The sequence below is a fragment of the Labrys methylaminiphilus subsp. lupini genome, from assembly GCF_051161885.1.
Taxonomy (GTDB): Bacteria; Pseudomonadota; Alphaproteobacteria; order Rhizobiales; family Labraceae; genus Labrys.
Genome location: NZ_JBMDIH010000001.1, coordinates 985264 through 1003601 on the forward strand (window position 1 = coordinate 985264; position 18338 = coordinate 1003601).

General features: G+C 62.9%; 17 protein-coding genes. 8 read left to right on the plus strand and 9 right to left on the minus strand.

Annotated elements, in window-relative coordinates; genetic code table 11:
• The first annotated feature begins 224 nt into the window (after positions 1-224).
• Both xylB and ACN6KF_RS04580 read left to right on the plus strand, forming a co-directional pair.
• A complete protein-coding gene (xylB, locus tag ACN6KF_RS04575) occupies positions 225-1682 on the plus strand; it encodes a xylulokinase (RefSeq protein ID WP_434955695.1) in 1458 nt (485 codons plus the stop codon).
• A 199-nt stretch (positions 1683-1881) separates the two neighbouring features.
• Positions 1882-2997 carry a hypothetical protein gene (locus ACN6KF_RS04580; protein WP_434955696.1) on the plus strand — a complete coding sequence of 372 codons (1116 nt, stop codon included), beginning with the start codon at positions 1882-1884 and terminating at the stop codon, positions 2995-2997.
• A gap of 87 nt (positions 2998-3084) precedes the next feature.
• On the opposite strand, the gene efeO (ACN6KF_RS04585) is transcribed toward ACN6KF_RS04580, so the two are convergent.
• The 6 genes from efeO (ACN6KF_RS04585) to ACN6KF_RS04610 form a co-directional block, all read right to left on the minus strand.
• Positions 3085-3915, minus strand: coding sequence for an iron uptake system protein EfeO (efeO, locus tag ACN6KF_RS04585; RefSeq protein ID WP_434955697.1), 831 nt, complete (start codon positions 3913-3915; stop codon positions 3085-3087).
• Between the two features lie 41 nt (positions 3916-3956).
• Complete coding sequence (locus ACN6KF_RS04590) at positions 3957-4859, minus strand: Dyp-type peroxidase (RefSeq protein ID WP_434955698.1); 903 nt, start codon at positions 4857-4859, stop codon at positions 3957-3959.
• 8 nt (positions 4860-4867) lie between these two features.
• Positions 4868-5248, minus strand: coding sequence for a Dyp-type peroxidase domain-containing protein (locus tag ACN6KF_RS04595; protein WP_434955699.1), 381 nt, complete (start codon positions 5246-5248; stop codon positions 4868-4870).
• A 13-nt stretch (positions 5249-5261) separates the two neighbouring features.
• Positions 5262-6431 carry an iron uptake system protein EfeO gene (efeO, locus tag ACN6KF_RS04600; protein ID WP_434955700.1) on the minus strand — a complete coding sequence of 390 codons (1170 nt, stop codon included), beginning with the start codon at positions 6429-6431 and terminating at the stop codon, positions 5262-5264.
• A complete protein-coding gene (efeU, locus tag ACN6KF_RS04605) occupies positions 6428-7267 on the minus strand; it encodes an iron uptake transporter permease EfeU (RefSeq protein WP_434955701.1) in 840 nt (279 codons plus the stop codon). Before efeU ends, efeO (ACN6KF_RS04600) begins: the two co-directional genes overlap by 4 nt.
• 384 nt (positions 7268-7651) lie before the next feature.
• Entirely contained in the window at positions 7652-8161 is a 510-nt protein-coding gene (locus tag ACN6KF_RS04610; protein WP_434955702.1) for a hypothetical protein, read from the minus strand.
• A 152-nt stretch (positions 8162-8313) separates the two neighbouring features.
• Here ACN6KF_RS04610 and ACN6KF_RS04615 point away from each other — a divergent pair, with 152 nt between their 5' ends.
• Positions 8314-9360 (plus strand): hypothetical protein, encoded by a 1047-nt coding sequence (locus ACN6KF_RS04615; RefSeq protein WP_434955703.1) that lies wholly within the window; start codon positions 8314-8316, stop codon positions 9358-9360.
• A 114-nt stretch (positions 9361-9474) separates the two neighbouring features.
• Here the strand turns inward: ACN6KF_RS04615 and ACN6KF_RS04620 are convergent, their stop codons facing one another.
• From ACN6KF_RS04620 to ACN6KF_RS04630, 3 genes are all read right to left on the minus strand, one after another.
• Positions 9475-11097 (minus strand): SulP family inorganic anion transporter, encoded by a 1623-nt coding sequence (locus ACN6KF_RS04620; protein WP_434955704.1) that lies wholly within the window; start codon positions 11095-11097, stop codon positions 9475-9477.
• A 97-nt stretch (positions 11098-11194) separates the two neighbouring features.
• On the minus strand, positions 11195-11962 hold the full coding sequence (locus tag ACN6KF_RS04625; protein ID WP_434955705.1) for an SDR family oxidoreductase: 768 nt from the start codon (positions 11960-11962) through the stop codon (positions 11195-11197).
• 126 nt (positions 11963-12088) lie between these two features.
• Positions 12089-12385, minus strand: coding sequence for a hypothetical protein (locus ACN6KF_RS04630; protein ID WP_434955706.1), 297 nt, complete (start codon positions 12383-12385; stop codon positions 12089-12091).
• 623 nt (positions 12386-13008) lie between these two features.
• Here ACN6KF_RS04630 and ACN6KF_RS04635 point away from each other — a divergent pair.
• The 5 genes from ACN6KF_RS04635 to ACN6KF_RS04655 all read left to right on the plus strand — a co-directional run bounded on the left by ACN6KF_RS04635 (position 13009) and on the right by ACN6KF_RS04655 (position 18255).
• Complete coding sequence (locus ACN6KF_RS04635) at positions 13009-13461, plus strand: NUDIX hydrolase (protein WP_434955707.1); 453 nt, start codon at positions 13009-13011, stop codon at positions 13459-13461.
• 154 nt (positions 13462-13615) lie between these two features.
• The gene (locus tag ACN6KF_RS04640; RefSeq protein WP_434955708.1) at positions 13616-14647 is read left to right on the plus strand and encodes a transporter; all 1032 of its coding nucleotides are present in this window, start codon (positions 13616-13618) and stop codon (positions 14645-14647) included.
• Between the two features lie 76 nt (positions 14648-14723).
• On the plus strand, positions 14724-15488 hold the full coding sequence (locus tag ACN6KF_RS04645; RefSeq protein ID WP_434955709.1) for a site-2 protease family protein: 765 nt from the start codon (positions 14724-14726) through the stop codon (positions 15486-15488).
• 116 nt (positions 15489-15604) lie between these two features.
• Entirely contained in the window at positions 15605-17260 is a 1656-nt protein-coding gene (gene ettA / locus ACN6KF_RS04650; RefSeq protein ID WP_434955710.1) for an energy-dependent translational throttle protein EttA, read from the plus strand.
• Positions 17257-18255, plus strand: a complete 999-nt coding sequence (locus tag ACN6KF_RS04655; RefSeq protein WP_434955711.1) for a cytochrome b family protein — start codon at positions 17257-17259, stop codon at positions 18253-18255. Before ettA ends, ACN6KF_RS04655 begins: the two co-directional genes overlap by 4 nt.
• The last annotated feature ends 83 nt before the right edge of the window (positions 18256-18338 follow it).

The window sequence follows — 18338 nt, forward strand, 5'->3', positions numbered from 1 at the left end:
GCGTAGGTGCCCTGGCCAGGACGGCGAATGGCGTCGCCGTCTACAGCCCCTGATGGAAGTCGGGGTCCACGAGCCCCTTGCATAGGTCAGATGCAGTGACACGGCCGTGAAACTCATGGTTTACCTTTGGGTGATCATTGTCATGTCCGCTTCGACGCGATGGGGCTTGCCCCGGCTTTTGTGGCGGGCGCATGATCGGCCAAACAGATTCTTTGGAGGAATGCGTGTTTCTCGGCATCGATATGGGTACCTCGTCGATCAAGGCGCTACTTGTGGATGGCGAGCAGCGTGTGGTCGCCAGCCATGACGTTGCGCTGACGGTACAGCGGCCTCATCCCGGCTTCTCGGAACAGGCGCCCCAGGCCTGGGTAGAGGCGGTGATATCAGCTGTCGATGCCCTGAAGACGACCCATCCCAAGGAGGTTGCCGTGGTCGAGGGCGTCGGTCTGTCGGGCCAGATGCATGGCGCCGTGCTGCTCGGGGCCGATCATCAGCCGCTCCGGCCGGCGATCTTGTGGAATGACGGCCGCTCGCAGGCCGAATGTGCGGAATTGGAAGCCAAATGGCCCGATCTGCGTGCTGTGACGGGCAACAAGGCGATGCCGGGTTTCACAGCGCCCAAATTGCTGTGGGTCGCCCGGCATGAGCCAGCAATCTTCGCTGCGACACGCCTCGTGCTGCTGCCCAAGGCTTATATGCGCCTGGCTTTGACCGGCGAGGCCATCGAGGAAATGTCGGATGCGGCCGGCTCGCTCTGGCTCGATGTTAACAGGCGGGACTGGTCGGATGCGGCGCTCGCCGCCACGGGCCTGTCGCGCGAGGCGATGCCGCGCCTGGTCGAGGGCTCCGAACCTGCAGGTCGCCTTAAGGCCGATCTTGCGGCGCGCTGGGGCATGGCCAAGGCCCCCCTGTTCGCCGGCGGCGCAGGGGACAATGCCGCCGGTGCGGTGGGGCTCGGTGCCATCAGGCCTGGCTCGGCCTTTCTCTCGCTCGGCACCTCGGGGGTGCTGTGGGCGACGACCGACCGCTTCCTGCCCAATCCCGCCCATGCCGTGCATGCTTTTTGCCATGCCGTGCCGAAGACATGGCACCAGATGGGCGTGATTCTATCGGCCGCCTCGAGCCTCGCCTGGATCGCCGGCGTGCTGCAGACCAAGGAGAGTGCCTTGCTGGCCCCGCTCGGCGACAAGCCGGCGGCACCGTCGCCGGTGCAGTTCCTGCCTTATCTTTCCGGCGAACGCACGCCGCATGACGATGCCGCCATCCGCGGCGCCTTCACCGGCCTCGCCCATGAGAATGGACGCGATGCCATGGTGCAGGCCGTGCTGGAGGGCGTCGCCTTTGCCTTCGCCGATTGCCGCGATGCCCTGGCGGCGGCGGGAACCGTCATTGCCGGTGCCGATGTGATCGGGGGCGGTTCGCGTTCACGCTTCTGGCTCGAAATCCTCGCCAATGTCCTTGGCTTTCCGGTCCATCGCCTGGCGGATGGTGAAACCGGCGGGGCTTTCGGTGCGGCGCGGCTGGCACGGCTGGCCGTCACCGGCGAAGACCCGCTGGCGATCTGCACACCGCCGCACCGCGTCGAGACCATCGCTCCGGATCCAACTCTCGCCGCCGCCTATGCCGAAGCCTTGGTGCGCTGGCGCGCGCTCTATCCGGCGCTGCGATCGGCGATCGGCTGAAGTGCTTTGCCGCAGGGCGAGCGCAATTTTGCCGCCTTGTGCCGTAAGCTGGTTTGGAATGGGCGCTCAATTCCGCGGCGCCGTTGGGATGGCAATTCCGTTGATGCGCACTCTGCTGCTGGCGTTCGTTCTGGTGGGCTTTTGCTTCGCTCCCGCTGTGGCGCAAAATTCTTCGTCTCCATCGCCTCCGCAGCCGGCATTGCCTGCCCCCCCGCCGCCACTGCCCAGGGCCAAAGCCCTGCCGAGCGCAGCCGACATCAAGCTCGCCGCGACCATCGTCTTTTTCTACGTGCGCAACGATCTTGCGACGGTGCCGGATGTCTTCGCCGCTCTGAAGGATTCGGAAGCGATCGCGGGCACGGGCTTGTCACGCGCGACGCTGGCCGGCTTTTTCTCGATGCTGTTTCTGCAGAACCGCGCGCGCGTGGAGGGCTGGATCGGGGCTGGCGCCGACTATCCGGCCGACAGCAAGTCGATTCTCATCTTCGCCCTGTGGCAATCGGGCAATACCGACCTGATCGCTTCTCTTTTCCATGAGGAACCCGGCTTTCTCAGGGACAAGCCCGGTAATCTCTACACTCTGGCGCCGAGCCGGCCGGTGGAGATGGATCTCAAATGGGGTGCCTTTTTCGCGACGGGCAATCCCGGCTTCCTCGCAACTTTGGTCGATGCGCTCGATCCGCGCAGGCCATTAAGTGGCAGCAACGAACTCGACAAGTCGATCCGCATCAATGCGGTGCAAGGCCTTGCCTATAATGTGCGCCAGCACGAGGTGCTGGAACGCTATCTGGTGCAGCGGGCCGGAGAGGCCTCGGGCTCCTACAAGCAAGCCCTGGATACCTTGTTGGCCAGCAGAAGCGCAGGCTTCAGGCCGGCCCCGGACCGTGACGGTGATTTTTCGGGTACCATCGCCATGCTCAAACTGCCGGATAAGCCTGCGCCCGGTGGCGGCGCCCCCGAAGCAACGGCCCTGAGCGGGGAGATGCCGCAGGCACGGCGGGGCGACACTATCGGCGTGACCATGCTGTTTTCGGGCATGGGTCTCCAGAAGGATCTCTCCGCCGATGTCAGCTATGACATCAAGGTGACAGGGCCCGATGGCTCGGTCGATCCCCGTTCGGCGCAGCAAGGTGTGACGGCGCTCAAGGACAAGGTCGGCGGCCGATTCAACCTGGTCGACAGCCGCTCGACTCTTTCCATTCATTTCGAACCGGACGACAAGCCGGGCCCCTATCGCATCGATGTCCTGCTCAAGGACAATGTCGGGGGGCGCAAGGTCGCGCTGACGCGCTCGATCGAGTTGCTCGACAAGTAAGGCAAACTCGGTCGGGGGCTATTTTGGTAGTGGCCGGAGAGGCGGGCCCGAAGGCCCGCCGCCCGACACAGCATTCTGCTCCGGATTTCAGTTCAAACCGAGCGTGCCGCGCAGCTTGGAAAGATCTTCCGCGAGTGTCGTGATCGGACCCTGGAGGGCCGTACGATCCTCGGGCGTCAGCTTGTCGTAGGTCTCGTAGCCATCCTTGGTCTTGTACTTGGCCAGGATCTTCTCGACGGTTTCGAAATTTGCGTGGATCTTCTGCGACAGGTCCTTGTCGGCCTTCACCGTGAGCGGGTGGAGCAGCTCGACGATCTTCCGGGCGCCGTCGACATTGGCCTTGAAGTCCCAAAGATCGGTGTGGCTGTAGCGATCTTCTTCACCTGTGATCTTGGTGGCACCGACTTCCTCGATCAGTGCCGCAGCGCCACCCACCATCTTCTCGGGCGGGATGGTGAGGCCGGCAATGCGCTTTTGCAGATCCACGACATCGGCATTCAGCTTGTCGGCGAAGGAGGCGAGGCCATCGGTGCTCTTCTTTTCGAACAGGCCGTATTCAAGGCGATGGAAGCCGGTGAAGCCGTCGTCGGCTTCCTTCTTCTCATGGTCGTCGGCGCGGGAATCGATGCTGCCGTCGAGATCGGAAAAGAGTTCGGCGACCGGCTCGATCAGTTCGTAATGGACGCGGGTCGGTGCGTAGAGGGCCTGGGCCTTCTTCAGATCGCCGGCCTTGACCGCGGCCGTGAACTTGGCGGTATCCTCCACCAGCTTCTTGACGCCCCTGGAGATGAAGACCTTGTAGTCGGCCACGGGCTGAACCAGGTCCAGCGGGGAGACGGCCGGCGTGTTTGCGCTGGCGGTCGTGGCAAGGCCGATAACCGCAGCGCCCAACAGCATGCGCCATTTGAGATGTGCCATGTTTTTTCTCTCTCTCTTCAGTTCAAGGTTGAAGGATCGGTTCAGGCCGTCTCCGCCAGCAGGGACTGGCCGAGAAATGCTGTCTTGTCGGGAATGCCGGGCAGGATGAAGAAATAGCCGCCGCCGACCGGCTTGATGTATTCCTCCAGCGGCTCGCCGTTCAGGCGTTGCTGGACGGTGGCGAAACCGGCTTCCAGATCGGATTGGAAGCAGATGAAGAGCAGCCCCATGTCGAGCTGGCCCGATTTGGTGATGCCGTTGGAATAGTTGAAGGGGCGGCGCAGGATCAGGTTCTTGCGCGAATCCGGTGTGCGTGGATTGGCCAGGCGAATATGGGCGTCCAGCGGTGTGCGCTTGCCTTCCGGGTCGTCATGATAGGTAGGGATGTCGGCTTCGACCTTCATGCCGAGAGGAGCGCCATTCGGCTTGTGCCGGCCCATGATGGCTTCCTGCTCGCCGAGCGGGGTGCGGTCCCAGCGCTCGACGAAATTGCGGATGATGCGCACCACGCCATAGCTGCCGCCTTTCGCCCACGCAGGCTCGGGGGCACCTTGCTGGATCCAGACGAGGCGGTTCATCTCGGCCTCGTCCTTGTGGTCCGGATTGGCCGTGCCGTCCTTGAAGCCGAGCAGATTGCGCGGTGCCGACTGGGTTTCGCCGGCGGCACGCGGCGGCGGCACGAAGCCTTCCTGCTTCCAGCGCATCATCAGAAGATCGGGCGTGTTCTTTACGATGTCGCGTACGGCATGCAGATTGCTGTCGGCGGTGTTGGAGCAGATCTGGAGCATCAGATCGCCGTGGCACAGGTCGGCCGACAGTGCGTCGTTGGAAAATTGCGGCATCTTGATCAGTTGCCGCGGCTTCTTGTCGGCGAGCCCGAAACGTTGGTCGAACAGCGAGGCACCCACGCCCACGGTGATGGTGAGATTGTCCGGGGAGACCACAGGCCCCATCAGCCCGGAATTGGGGGAGGAAACTTGGGATCGATTACCGGCGGCGTGCCACCCTGGGTCAGGAAGGCGATGCGATCGGTGAGGACGCGGAACAGGCGTTCGAGATCGGTGCGCGTGGTGGCGAGGATGTTGAAGGCAACCACCAGTCCCATTGGCGGTCGGTCGGTGGTGACGCCGGCCTGATGGGTCCCGAGATAGCTCACGCGGTCGCTGAGGTGGCCGGTTGAACCGGCTTCCTCGGCGGCCGCCTGCTTGCCCGGCAGGGTGGCGAGCAGAGCGCCGCCGCCGGCTGCGCCGAGGCCCAGCAGCATGGAGCGCCGGCCGGGGGAGCGTGGGGCATCAGTATCGGATTGGGGCGGATAGGGGGTCTTGTCGGTCATTGTTCCCATCCCTTCAGTCGAGGCCCAGCGTGCCGCGTAGCGTCGACAGGCTTTCGGCCAGCGTCGTCACCGGCTTTTGCAGGGCCACACGATCGTCCTGGCTCAAAGCGTCATAGGATTTGAAGCCGCCATCGGGCGTGCGGTATTTGGCGAGGATGGCATTCACGGCCGCGAAATTGTCGTCGATGCTCTTCTGGCGTGCCGCGTCGGCCTTGGTGGTCAGGGGGGCGAGCAGTTCGACGATCTTGCGGGCGCCATCGATATTGGCCTGGAAATCCCACAGATCCGTGCGGCTGTAGCGATCTTCTTCGCCGGAGATCTTGTTTGAAGCGACTTCCTCGATGAGCACGGCAGCGCCACCCACCATCTTGGAAGGCGGGATGACCAGAGTCGAAATCCGGTTCTGCAGCTCGGTGACATCGGCCTGCAATTTGTCGGCGAAGGGGGCGAGCCCCTCGGTGCTGCCCTGCTTGAACAGGCCGTATTCGAGGCGGTGGAAGCCGGTGAAAGCCGGGTCGGCCTCCAGTTTCTCGAAAAGATCGGCGCGCGCATCGATCGACTTGTCGAGGTCGGAAAACAGCTCGGCCACCGGCTCGATGCGCTCATAGGATTGGCGTGTCGGCGCATAGAGCTCGCGGGCCTTGGCGAGGTCACCAGCCTTGATGGCGTCGGTGAAGGCCTTGGTCGCGTCGACCAGGTCGTCGACCTCCAAGGTGACATAGACCTTGTATTCGGCAAGCGGGCCGATCAGCTGCGTCAGGCTCGGCTTGACTTCCTTGGGGGCATTGGCGAGAGCCGTTACCTTGAGCTTGCCTCGGGGGTTGGTCAGTAGACCGCAGGCGATCTCATAGTCGCCCGGTTCGAGCCTGGTGGTCAGCTTCTGGGTGAAGCCGGGGGCGATGTTTTCGCGTTCCTCCACCACCATCACGCCTTGCAGGATCTCCCATTCCATCACCCGGTTGCTCTTGTTGGTGATGGCGAAAATGGTGCGCCCTTCGGGGACCGTCAGTTCGTTGGGTTCACAGGCCGTTGCGGTGACGGCGATGGCGACGGTGTCGCCGGCCTTGGGCCCATCGGCGCCAGGCTGCCTGGCGACCAGGAAATAGGTGCCGACGCCCACCGCCACGATGAGGGCGAGCATGCCGGCCCCGACAGCCGGATAATTGATGCGCGGGGCTGTCACGATCGTGCGGCCTTCGAATTGGATGGGGAGGGGGAGGTCGGCGCCATCAGGAAGAGAAACAGCGCCGGAATGAGATAGAGGAGATAGGCGATCACTTCGCCATGGGTCGGCGTGTCGTGATAGCCGAACAAGCCGCCGAGCACCGTGCCGAGCGCACTGTCGCCGGGCAGGATGCCGGAGATATCGAAGGCGATGCCCTGAAGATGGTTCCACAGGCCGGCTTCGTGTAACGAGCGCACCGCGGTTGCCACCAGGCCGGCCGCCACGAAGATGATCAGGATGCTGGTCCAGCGGAAGAACAGGCGCAGATTGAGGCGCGCCCCGCCATAATAGAGCGCCACCCCGAAGACAGCTGCGCAGGCAAGGCCGAGTGCGGCGCCGACCGGCGCCCCATAACCGACATTCTGCTCGAAGGTTGCCAGCAGGAAGAAGGCGGACTCCAGCCCTTCGCGTGCGACCGCCAGGAAGACCATGCCGACCAGCGCGAGGCCCTGATGGTCTGATGAGGCCAGGGCGGCATCGACGGAGTGCTGCAACTCGGCCTTGATGCTGCGCGAGGCTCGCACCATCCAGAATACCATGGCAGTCAACAGGCAGACCGCGATCAGGCCGACCACGGCTTCGAACAGTTCCTGGGTGCGCTGGGGAAATTCGGCGCTGGCGGCGTGAAGCGCGACGAAGACCGAAAACGACAGGCCGACGGCCAGGATGATGCCGCACCACACCGCCGGCATCCAGGCGCTCCGCCCGGTGACACGCAGATAGCTCGCAACGATGCCGACGATCAGCGCTGCCTCGATGCCCTCCCGGAGCATGATGAGAAATGGTACGAGCATGGTGTCGTTCCTGCGCGCCCCCACAGCCGATGCAAGATTAACAATCGGCAAGCTATTACACGCGATCAATTCTGATGAACAAGGGGCTGTGACGCAGAAAGCCGTTACGGATCAAAGATAAGAGCAATTCTAAATTCTAGTTCATAGTAATTCTAAATTGTGCAACTCCTTATCTATTTTTAGAGATATTCCAAAGCGGCTAAATAATCCTGTCTTATCTGGGGTCTGCTTCAAGACGGGTGGCGGACTGGCGCGGTGAGAGGCGCTTCGAGGTGGCCGACCTCCCTGCTTGCGCGGGAGATCGCCCCGTCCGCCGTGAGCAGGCTGATCGAGGGCGCCGGGTGGCGTTTAGCGCGAATCCTCTTCGTCCGGGTGCCTGAAGGATTACCCGCGCCTTTGTGAGATGGCACTCCGAAATACGGTGACGACCCTGGCCGCAAAGCTGCGGGTGGCGATGACCGCCGCCCAGACCGGGGTGCGTTTCAGCCAGTCGAGCAGTGTCCGGCGGACCCAGTCGATCAGGTTCATGAGCCAGGCGAACCAGCCTATGGTCATCAGCTTGGGTTTGCCGGCGGCATAGATGCGCTCGATCAGAAGGAAGCTGGCGAGATAGGCGACGGCCAGGATGAGAAGGCCGCGGAACAGCCGGCCTTCCCCCAAAAGCAGCAGGCCGTAGATCTTCAGCGGTTCTGCCACGGCGATGGGTACGGCTAGCAGAATGAGGATGGCGAAACGCGGCAGGCCGGCGACCGCGCGCTCCCCAATTTCAACGAGGCGCAACGCGGCGAAACGACGGATCAGCGGTCCGTAGACCGGCCGGGCCAGTTCGTCGATGATCACCAGGACTGCAAGGAGAACCTGCAGCGGCAGGAGGACGAGGCGCTTGAGCGTCATGGGCGGTGAGGGATCCTCGAATTGAGGCGGCTTTTGGAAAGCCGCATCCGCTGAATGTGAGAAGCTGCCGCGCTGTTGGCAACGCCCATTCCGCGATGTTCCCGTGTGGTGTTTACCTTTCAGGTGGCCGAAGGGGGATCGAGGACATCGCCTTGGTGGCATTTCCCCTGTTTTTGCCTTATTGCGCGGGTGTAAAGAGCGAGCCCGACAGGGCGGTGTTCGGTTCGGGAGAGACGATGGAAGCGCGCGAACGTATCGGCCTGGCGGCTCTTGGAACGATCGGGCTGGTGTTGTCGGTAGGCGGTTTTGTGCTGCACAGCCCGGCTCCGCAGTCGGCCGTTGCGGAAGCCGCTATGGCGGGCGGGGAGGCGACGAATCCGCAGCCTACGCCTGTGGCAGGCCCGGCGGGCCAGGTTCCCGCGCCCGTCCCCGCGGCTCAACCCACTCCCTATGCCGATTGCCTGCGCAAGGGGATCGAGGTGAAGCTCGGCAAGATCCGCCTGCGCGTTCCCGGCCCACCCGCCTTGACGCTGGTGACAGGAGAAGGCGCGGGCGAGGAGGTCAATTTCGCCACCAAGGCCGGACTGGAAAAGGCCTGTTCGCAGCCCGAGGTGACCGCCAAGGCCTTCGTGCTCACGCTGGAAGCGATGGACAAGCCCTTCGGCATGGCAGCAAGCTGGAGGGCCGCGTTCTGCAAGGGGAATGGGGACGGGACTTCGTCCTTCCTGTGCGGCGGCGAGGCACGCGAAGGCGGGGCACCGCGTTCGCTCGTTACCGTTGCGCTCTACGAACCCGCCGCTTTCCAGGCCGAGAGCATGTTCCAGGCGAAGGCTCCGGATCTCGACAATTTCAAGGCCTGGAAGGAGCGGCTTACCAAGGCGGGCACGCCGCCTCCCGCACAGCCGGATGGCGATTATGACATCTATCCAGGAGGGATCTGGCTTGAGCGCGATGCCAAATCCGCCGCGCCCTTCCTGGTTTCCTGCGACGTCGACGGCTTGCCCGTCACTGGCCAGCATTATTGCATCGGCACGCTCGGCCTCGCAGATGGCCTGCGGGCACGGCTGGAGTTTCGGACCATGACGCCGGAGATTGGCCGCGAGGCCGCGGCAGCGGTGGCCAATTTCAAGGCATTGCTGGCTGCCTGGCAGGTTGCGGCGCCTCAATCGCCTTACGGGCCGCCTCAGCCGAGCAAATAATTCGACATAGGGAGCATCGACCTCAACGTATCCCCTGGCCCGAAGCAGGTGAACTCACCGATCAAAGCGGGTTCGATAACGGGGCCGACATAGTGGTCGCGCGGAAGGGGCCGGTCATCGTGACGTTTCCTGCGAGGGAGCGGCTGCTTGATAGGCGTCCCAGACGCTCCAATAGCAGCGGTCTGCCTGTATGAGGGCTGCGGCGCCGGCTTTTTCCAACCCCATGCGAGCATCGTCCTTAAGGCGCGCGAGATAGAGAAGCCGACCTTCTCCACGCAATAGTGCCTCGAATTCCGTCAAAGCGTCGAGCGCCGTGCTGTCGAGGTCCGAGCTTTCTTCCAGGCTGAGGATGACGGTGTGCGCGCCCGGCTGGTCGGCGCAAAGCTTGCGGGCCTGCGCAAAACTGCTTTCGGCATTGAAAAAGAACAAAGGCTGGCTTGGTCGTAGAATAATCACGCGCGGGTCGCGGTGGCTGTCGGGATGGCGGGCGGCATCGACGAAGTCCCGCGAGGTGTCGAGTTGGCCTAGGGAGGCGACATGGGGTGAGCCGAGGCGGCGCAGGGTGGCGACGATGGAGAGAGCGATGGAAAACAACATGCCGTTCAGCACACCAAGGCCCATCACGGCGAGGGCCGCGGCGCATGCGACATATTGATCCCGATCGATGCGCCAGAGCCGCCACAGCGGCTTCGGATCGAGGGCGTGCAGCATGGCCGAGATCACCACGGCTGCGAGCACCGGTTCCGGCAGGCGGGAGACGAGCGGGCCGGCAAGGCCGATCAGCACGGCGATGCCGACTGCGGCGACCAAGCCCGAGAGCCGGCTGACCGCGCCGGCAGCCTCGTTGGCGGAGGACGCTGAGAAGCCCGCACCGACCGGCATGCCGCGAACGAGGCCTGAAACGAGATTGGCGGTACCCAAAGCGAAGAGTTCGCGATTGGCATCGACGCTCTGTCCGTGACGCAAGGCCAGGGACCGAACCGTTCCCCATGATTCCGCGAAAAGGATGAGGGCGAGGGGAACGGCGGTTTGTACCAGCCGCGACCATTCGCGGGCGGCGAGGTCGGGTATGGCCGGCGCCTGCAAGGCAATGTCGATCCGCCCGGCGATCTGGATGCCGTGGGCTGGGAAGTCGATGGCATAGGTAGCCGCGATACCTGCCACAAGGACGATGAAGGCACCTGGCAAGACCGGGTACCGTCTCACGATGAGCAGGGTGGCCAGGGAGATCAGGCCCGTGGCGAGCCCAAGCAGGTTCCATGCGCCGATCTGGCCGAAAATTCCCACGAGAAGGTGAAACGGGTCGCCGTTGGCCTTGATCCCGAGTATCGCGGGAATCTGCTTGAGGACGATGGTTACCGCCAGCCCGAAGGCGAAGCCGCGCAGCACTGGCCGCGACACGAAACCCGACAAGGATCCCAAACGGGCAAAGCTGGCGACGAGGAAGACGAGGCCGGCAACGATCACGGCTGTGAAGGCAATGGCTTCACGTTCTCCAGCGGCCGCTGCCGGAAAGCCGGCTACCACGGCGGCCAGGATGGCGGCCGAAGATGACGTCGGAGAGGTGATCGCAAAATTGCTGCGGCCGAGCAGGCCATAGACGATCAGGCCGACGAGGGCTGCGAAGATGGCGTGCTGGGGTGGTAGACCGGCAATCGTCGCATAGGCGACGGCTTCCGGGACCAAGAGGCCGGCCACGGACAGTCCCGCCAGAATATCTGCGCGTGCAACCGCCAAAGCTCAATCCTTTGCCGGCAAAGTTGAGCGATCATCTATTGTGGCGATCGTGGCGGGATTGTGGCGAATGGAACTGCAATATTTGATGAGTCGTCTCTCACACGCAGGCTGTGAGCCCGCCATCGACATAGAGGATGTGGCCGTTGACGAAATTGGAGGCATTGCCGGCGAGGAAGATGGCGGCACCAGCCAATTCCTCGACTTTCCCCCAACGCCCGGCCGGCGTGCGCGCCTCGACCCAGGCCGAGAAGGCGGCGTCCTGCATCAGCGCCGTGTTGAGTTCGGTTTCGATATAACCCGGACCGATGCCGTTGACCTGGATGTTGTGACGGGCGAGCTCGGCGCACAGGGCTTTGGTCATCATGCGCACGGCGCCTTTGGCTGCGACATAGGGGACGATATTGGCACGGCCGAGTTCGCTCATCACCGAACAGATGTTGATGATCTTGCCCGAACGTCGCGCGATCATGCCGCGAGCCGCTGCTTGCGCCACGAGGAAGACCCCCTCGACATTGGTGGACTGCACGTCACGGAAGACAGCGAGCGGAAAGTCCACGAAGGGAGCCCTGCGCTGGATGCCGGCATTGTTGACCAGGATGTCGAGGCGACCATGGTGGGCCTCGATGGCGGAGATGGCCGTCTCCACGCCGGCCTGGTCGGTGACGTCGAAGGCCGCGGTTTCCATCGTCAAGCCTTCTTCGGTGAGCAGGCGGGCGGCGGCATCGAGCTTGGCCTGGTCGCGACCGTTGAGAACCACGGTCGCGCCGGCGCCGGCCAGTCCGCGCGCGATGGCCAGGCCAATTCCCTGGCTGGAGCCGGTGACGAGCGCTACCCGTCCCGTCAGGTCGAAAATATCGGTGAGCATGGCGAGCCTCCGGCCATCAAGCTATCGCGCTGGCAGGGAGGCGGCCAGGGCTTTTCATCCGACCAATAAAAAAGGCTCCGGAGCTTGCCCCGGAGCCAGACTTGGCCGGATAAAACCGGCGAAGGCTTACTTCTTGATGGCCGTGATCAGTTCGTCATAGGCCTTGCAGAGCTCGTCGGTCGGCTTGCCGCCGGCAGCCTGGGCCGCCTGGGCCTTGGTCAGCAGTTCCTGCGCCTTCTGGGCCCAGGTCTGCGCATTGGCCTGAGCCTTGGCCGGATCCTTCATGGCGTTGGTCATGGCTTCTGTCAGGTCCTTGCCCTTCTGGGTCAGGGCTTCGACCGTGCAGCTCGAGCTGCCGCCACCGCAGGAGGCGAGGGCAAGAGCGAGAGAGCCAAAAGCGGCGGCGAGCAACATTTTTCTCATGGGGCTTCCTTTCCTCACCGTGGAAGGTCGGTTTTGGACCGCCCAAAACTTCGTGGTGCTGCGGCGCAGGTGAGAAATGCGCCGGCGGCGAACCCCTAGCCGGCCATCCTCATGCATGGCGTGCGTTTACGCACATATCGCCCGAATCGAAAGCCGCCCAGTCCACACGCCATAAGCGAAGCGATGAGGAGTTTCAACACAATGAGGTTGCATTTGACCCTATACTGTTCGGTAATGTGACCGTTATTCACAATGAAACGGCTAAATTTCTCCGACATGACGCACATGTCCATAGGGAGATTTGCTGGGTTATTTGTTTGGCTCCGAGAGCTAATATTGCAATGCAGCAAGAGACGGCCGTCGCGTGGTGAAACAGATTGTGTGCGACAAAAAAATAACAACATTGCAACTTATGCGGTTGTCTTGTCCCGCTAGAATGGCCGGGTGACAGGAAGTAGGCGGGAACTTGCCAGCAAGCTTCTCGTCTATTTGAGGAAACGTGCTTGTTCGAAAGTGGTAGAACAAAGTTGGTGTGCAAAAGCGCACGGGTGCTAAGGAATATTTGATATATTCGCGGTATAGGTAGTGTTGCCGAGTGCAGTGTTAGGGTTTCCTCACGTTACATGGCCAGAGTCGATAAATATCCTCTCAAATCGCCCGTCGAAGCCAAGGAGCTTCGTCAGGTCGGCGCGCTGCCCCTGCGTTTCCAGCGCGGCAAGATCGAGGTTTGCCTGGTGACCACGCGCGAAACGCGGCGTTGGACCATCCCCAAGGGATGGCCGATGAAGGATCGCAAGGACTGCCGGGCGGCCGCCATCGAGGCCGAGGAGGAAGCCGGGCTGCTGGGCAAGGTCGGTAAGGAACCGGTCGGCGAATATCTGTATTGGAAGCGCCGCGACCTGCATTTCGATCTCGTCCGCGTCTTCGTCTATCGTCTCGACGTCACCGGCCATCTGCCGGTCTGGCGGGAGATGAATGAACGCGAGGTGCGCTGGTTCTCGCCCGGGGATGCTGCTCTCCTGGTTGAGGAGCCGGGTCTGTCCGCCTTGCTGGAACAGGTTGCCAGCCCTGCATGACAGCGCGCTGCGCGGTCGTCATCCCATTGTCACATGCATGATCTAGCCCCGTCATTTCAGGCGGCTATCCCGGGGGCGGGATATCGCCTGAACTTGAAGCTATGCGGGCTTCGGGCCTCGGGTGGGGGGGCCTGAAACGCTTGGCGGAGGCGGCATGGACACTATTCAGCAGCAACATCTGCCGGGCGTCAATTTCGTGCCGGCGGCGATCGCCGGCCTGATCTGGGCCTATCGCTTTCGGGAGGGCTATGAGCCCGAGGCGATCGATCCGCGCGACGTGCCTGCAGCCCTGGCGGCGGAGGACGGTTGGCTTTGGCTGCATTTCAGCCTGACGGACCGGCTCGCTCGGGATTGGCTGTCTTCCTTCGAAAGCCTTCCCGAAGAGGTGCGGGCTTTGTTCCTGGCCAAGGACGAACCGCTCGGCCTGCACACGATCGACCATGTCATCTTCGGTGTCATCGCCGATTTCCATAGCGAGCTGGGTGGGGAGAGCGATCATCTCGGCCGGCTGCGCTTCGCCCTCAGCGAGAGGCTGGTGATCTCGGGGCGCAGGCATCCGCTGCGGTCGGTGGAGGAGATCCATCGTGCCGTGCAGAAGGGCCTCAACCTGCCGGCGGCCGGGCGGCTGATCGAAACCATCATCGATCGCTTCTGCGATTCGGTGGCGCGCCGCGTGGCCGGGATGGCCGACGAACTCGACACCGCCGAGGACCGCGTGGTCGAGGATATGGCCGCCACCGAGCGAGTGCGCCTGATCGAAGTCCGCCGCATGACCGTGCGTGTGCACCGCCAGCTTTCCTCGCTCGCTCACGTGTTGCGCGACTGGGAAGACGAGCCGGACGAGGCGAACAAGCCGGGCATGCATATTGCCGCCGAACGCCTGGCGGACCGGTTGCAATCGCTCGACCATGATATTCTCACTTTGCAGGAGCGGGCCAAGCTGCTGCAGGACGAAGTGGGTGCCCGGCTGGCCGAAGAGACCAACCGCTCGTTGCGTGCCCTCTCGATTCTGACGGCCCTGCTGCTGCCCGGCAGCCTGGTCGCCGGCATATTCGGCATGAACACCAAGGATCTGCCCTTCCTCGAGACCGAAGGGGGCTTCTGGTTCGCGATCGTCATCGGCGCGGGGGCGACGGCATTGTTCTATTGGATTCTCAGGCGGGTCGGCGCGGGGCTACGCATCTGAAGCATCACCGCTTGCCCTTGCGAAAATGCGGTCGAGTTCCCACAATAGCGCATCCGTCTTCGAGAATGAGTCTGCCTTGTCCAGAGTTGCGGTGATGCCCTGGCGCCTGAGCGCCAATTTCCTCCCGATCCTCGCCGTATTCGTGGTGACGGCCATCAGCCTGGCGACCGGGTGGTTCGATGCTTCCGTCACCGTGTTCGCCTTCATCGTTTCGGGATGGCTGGTGTCGCTGTGCCTGCACGAGGGGGCGCATGCCCTGGCGGCCTATTGGGGCGGAGACCGGTCGGTGATGGAGAAGGGTTATCTCAGCCTCAATCCCCTGGCCTATAGCGACCCGCTGATGAGCTTCGGCCTGCCGCTGCTCTTCCTGATACTGGGGGGCATCGGCTTGCCCGGCGGTTCGGTCTATATCAACCGCACCGTACTCAAGACCAGGCATTGGGACGCCTTCGTCGCCCTGGCCGGTCCCTTGGCTAATCTCGTCTGTCTCTTCCTGCTCGGCCTGCCTTTCATGCTCGGCCTGCCGGAAACCATGGGCACGGCGCCACTCTGGGCCGGCATCGCCTTCCTGGCTGCGCTGCAGGCCTCGGCCGCCGTCCTCAATCTCCTGCCGGTTCCGGGCTTCGACGGCTTTGCGGTTATCCGGCCCTATCTGCCCTATCACATTCAGGCCCAGGCCAATGCCATCGTCCCCCTGGCGACGATCGGCTTCCTGTTCCTGGTGTTCTCCACCAATGTCGGCGGGATGATCTGGAAAGCCATTTTCGCACTGACGGGCCTGTTCGACATCTATCCCGGCTATGTCGGGCTCGGATATCAGCTGTTCCGTTTCTGGTATTAGCACCCGCTTCCAGGGCAGGGGAGCCCGCCTTATTACGGCGGCGCCCTTGCTCCTATGCGCCCGCTCGGCTACACACCGGCCCAATCCCCTTTCCACGAAAACTCAAGCAGGCAACGATGGCCGCGTATCAATTCGTCTACCACATGCAGGGTCTGAACAAGACCTATCCAGGCGGCAAGAAGGTGCTCGACAACGTTCACCTGTCCTTCTATCCGGACGCCAAGATCGGCGTGCTCGGCGTCAACGGCTCGGGTAAGTCGACCCTGCTGCGCATCATGGCCGGCATCGACAAGGACTTCACCGGCGATGGCTGGGTGGCTGAAGGCGCGCGCGTGGGCTATCTGCCGCAGGAGCCCCAGCTCGATCCCGCCAAGACCGTGCGCGAGAACGTCATGGACGGCGTTGCCGCGAAGAAAGCGATCCTCGACCGCTACAACGAACTCGCCATGAACTATTCGGACGAGACGGCGGATGAGATGAGCCGCCTGCAGGACGAGATCGACGCCAAGAACCTGTGGGACCTCGACAGCCAGGTCGACCAGGCCATGGACGCGCTGATCTGTCCGCCCGACGACGCCGCCGTCGACAATCTCTCGGGCGGTGAGCGCCGCCGCGTGGCACTCTGCCGCCTGCTGCTGGAACAGCCCGAGCTTCTGCTGCTGGACGAACCGACCAACCATCTCGACGCCGAGACGGTGGCCTGGCTCGAAGGCCATCTGCGCAGCTATCCGGGCGCAATCCTGATCGTTACCCATGACCGCTACTTCCTCGACAACGTCACGGGCTGGATCCTCGAACTCGATCGCGGCCGCGGCATTCCCTATGAGGGCAATTATTCGACCTGGTTGTCGCAAAAGCAGAAGCGCCTGGCTCAGGAATCGAGCGAGGAAGAGAGCCGCCAGAAGGTGCTCGCCGCCGAGCAGGAATGGATCGCCGCCAGCCCGAAGGCGCGCCAGGCCAAGTCCAAGGCCCGTATCAATGCCTATGAGGACCTGCTCGCCAAGGCGAACGAGAAGGGCCCCACCACCGCCCAGATCATGATCCAGACCGGCCCGCGTTTGGGCGGCAAGGTCATCGAGGTCGAGGGTGTCTCCAAGGCGTTCGGTGATCGTCTTCTCATCGACGATCTTTCCTTCTCGCTGCCGCCCGGTGGTATCGTCGGCGTGATCGGCCCCAACGGCGCCGGCAAGACCACCCTGTTCCGCATGCTGCTCGGCCTCGAAAAGCCGGACGCCGGCACCATCGCCTTCGGCGACACGGTGCAGCCCGGCTATGTCGACCAGTCGCGCGATGCGCTCGATCCGAACAAGACCGTCTGGCAGGAAATCTCCGGCGGGAATGAGATCCTCTATCTCGGCAAGCGCGAAGTGAACTCGCGCGGCTACACCTCCGCTTTCAATTTCAAGGGCGGCGACCAGCAAAAGAAGGTCGGCGTGCTCTCCGGCGGTGAGCGCAACCGCGTGCAGCTTGCCAAGATGCTGAAGGAAGGCTCCAACGTCCTCTTCCTCGACGAACCGACCAACGACCTCGACGTGGAAACGCTGCGGGCCCTGGAAGAGGCGCTGGAGAACTATGCCGGCTGCGCCGTGATCATCTCGCATGATCGCTTCTTCCTCGACCGCCTCGCCACCCACATTCTCGCCTTCGAGGGCGACAGCCATGTCGAGTGGTTCGAGGGCAATTTCGAGGCTTACGAGGAAGACAAGAAGCGCCGCCTCGGCATCGACTCGACCATTCCCAAGCGCATCCAGTACAAGAAGTTCTCGAGGTGAGTGTGCCAGCCAGCCGCGCCGCAGAACCGGCGCGGCTGGCGCGCACCATCGGCCTCGTCCTGATTGTATTTTTCGCGGCGCAGGGCATTTCCGTGGCAATCACTACCGAAAGGGCGTCGATGGGCGCCCTTTTCTTATGCGCCTATACTCATGTGGGGATCTCGCTCTATGACGGCTTGTTCCCGCGTTGGCGCAAGGTGAGCTGGATCTTGTTCATCGTGGCTCTCCTGTGCGCGCAGATACTGGCCCTTGCCGGCTATGGGGCGCCCTGGAACAAATCCGTGCTTCGACTGAGCTCGAACTATGAAATTCCCGAGAGCGGCACTCCCTTGTGGCGCAGTGAACTGATCCAGTTTCTCGACGTTCCCTGGGAGATGCCGGTACTCGTCGCAACTGTCACTGCGGCCGTTTTTCTCGTGCTTGACCTGATCTTGATGCTCACAGGTGACGACGGAGTTGTCGGCACGCACAAGCCTTCTCCCTCCAGAATCCTTTCGTCACAGGTCTGGCAAGCCGTTCTTGTGCTGGCATTCGTCGCCATCGTCGGCGTCATTACAAGTTCGAGCCGAGGCGGCGGACATGTGGGCTCTTTGTTTGCCTATCCACCGACCTCGACCGGCAATCCCTATGTGCCGCAATGGTGGCTGCTGCCCTATTATTCCTTGCTGCACGTGGGTCCGGGCAGGGTAGGCGGGGGCATCGTCGCCATCTGTGCGACGCTCGTCCTTCTCGCCATACCATGGCTGAGCACGCACCGTTGCCGGCTCAAGCCCGTTCTGCTCTGGTTCGGGACCACCTGCGTCCTATCTGCCTTGTGCTGGATAGGGCTTGGGTGGCTAGGGGGGGCCAGACCCGATGATGCCACGCTCTGGCAGGGCCGCTTTCTGACCCTTTGCTATTTCGCCGTTTTCCTCGTCGCCCTCCCGATCTTAAGCAGATGGGCGCGACGGCTGCAGGATGATCGGACGGGTGAGGTGCTGAAAACCTTCGATTGATAGCGACGGCCGTTTTTGACTTCCAGGTCATTGCGAGCGCAGCGACGCAATGACGGTGCTTGATCAGTCAAGCTTCACTATCG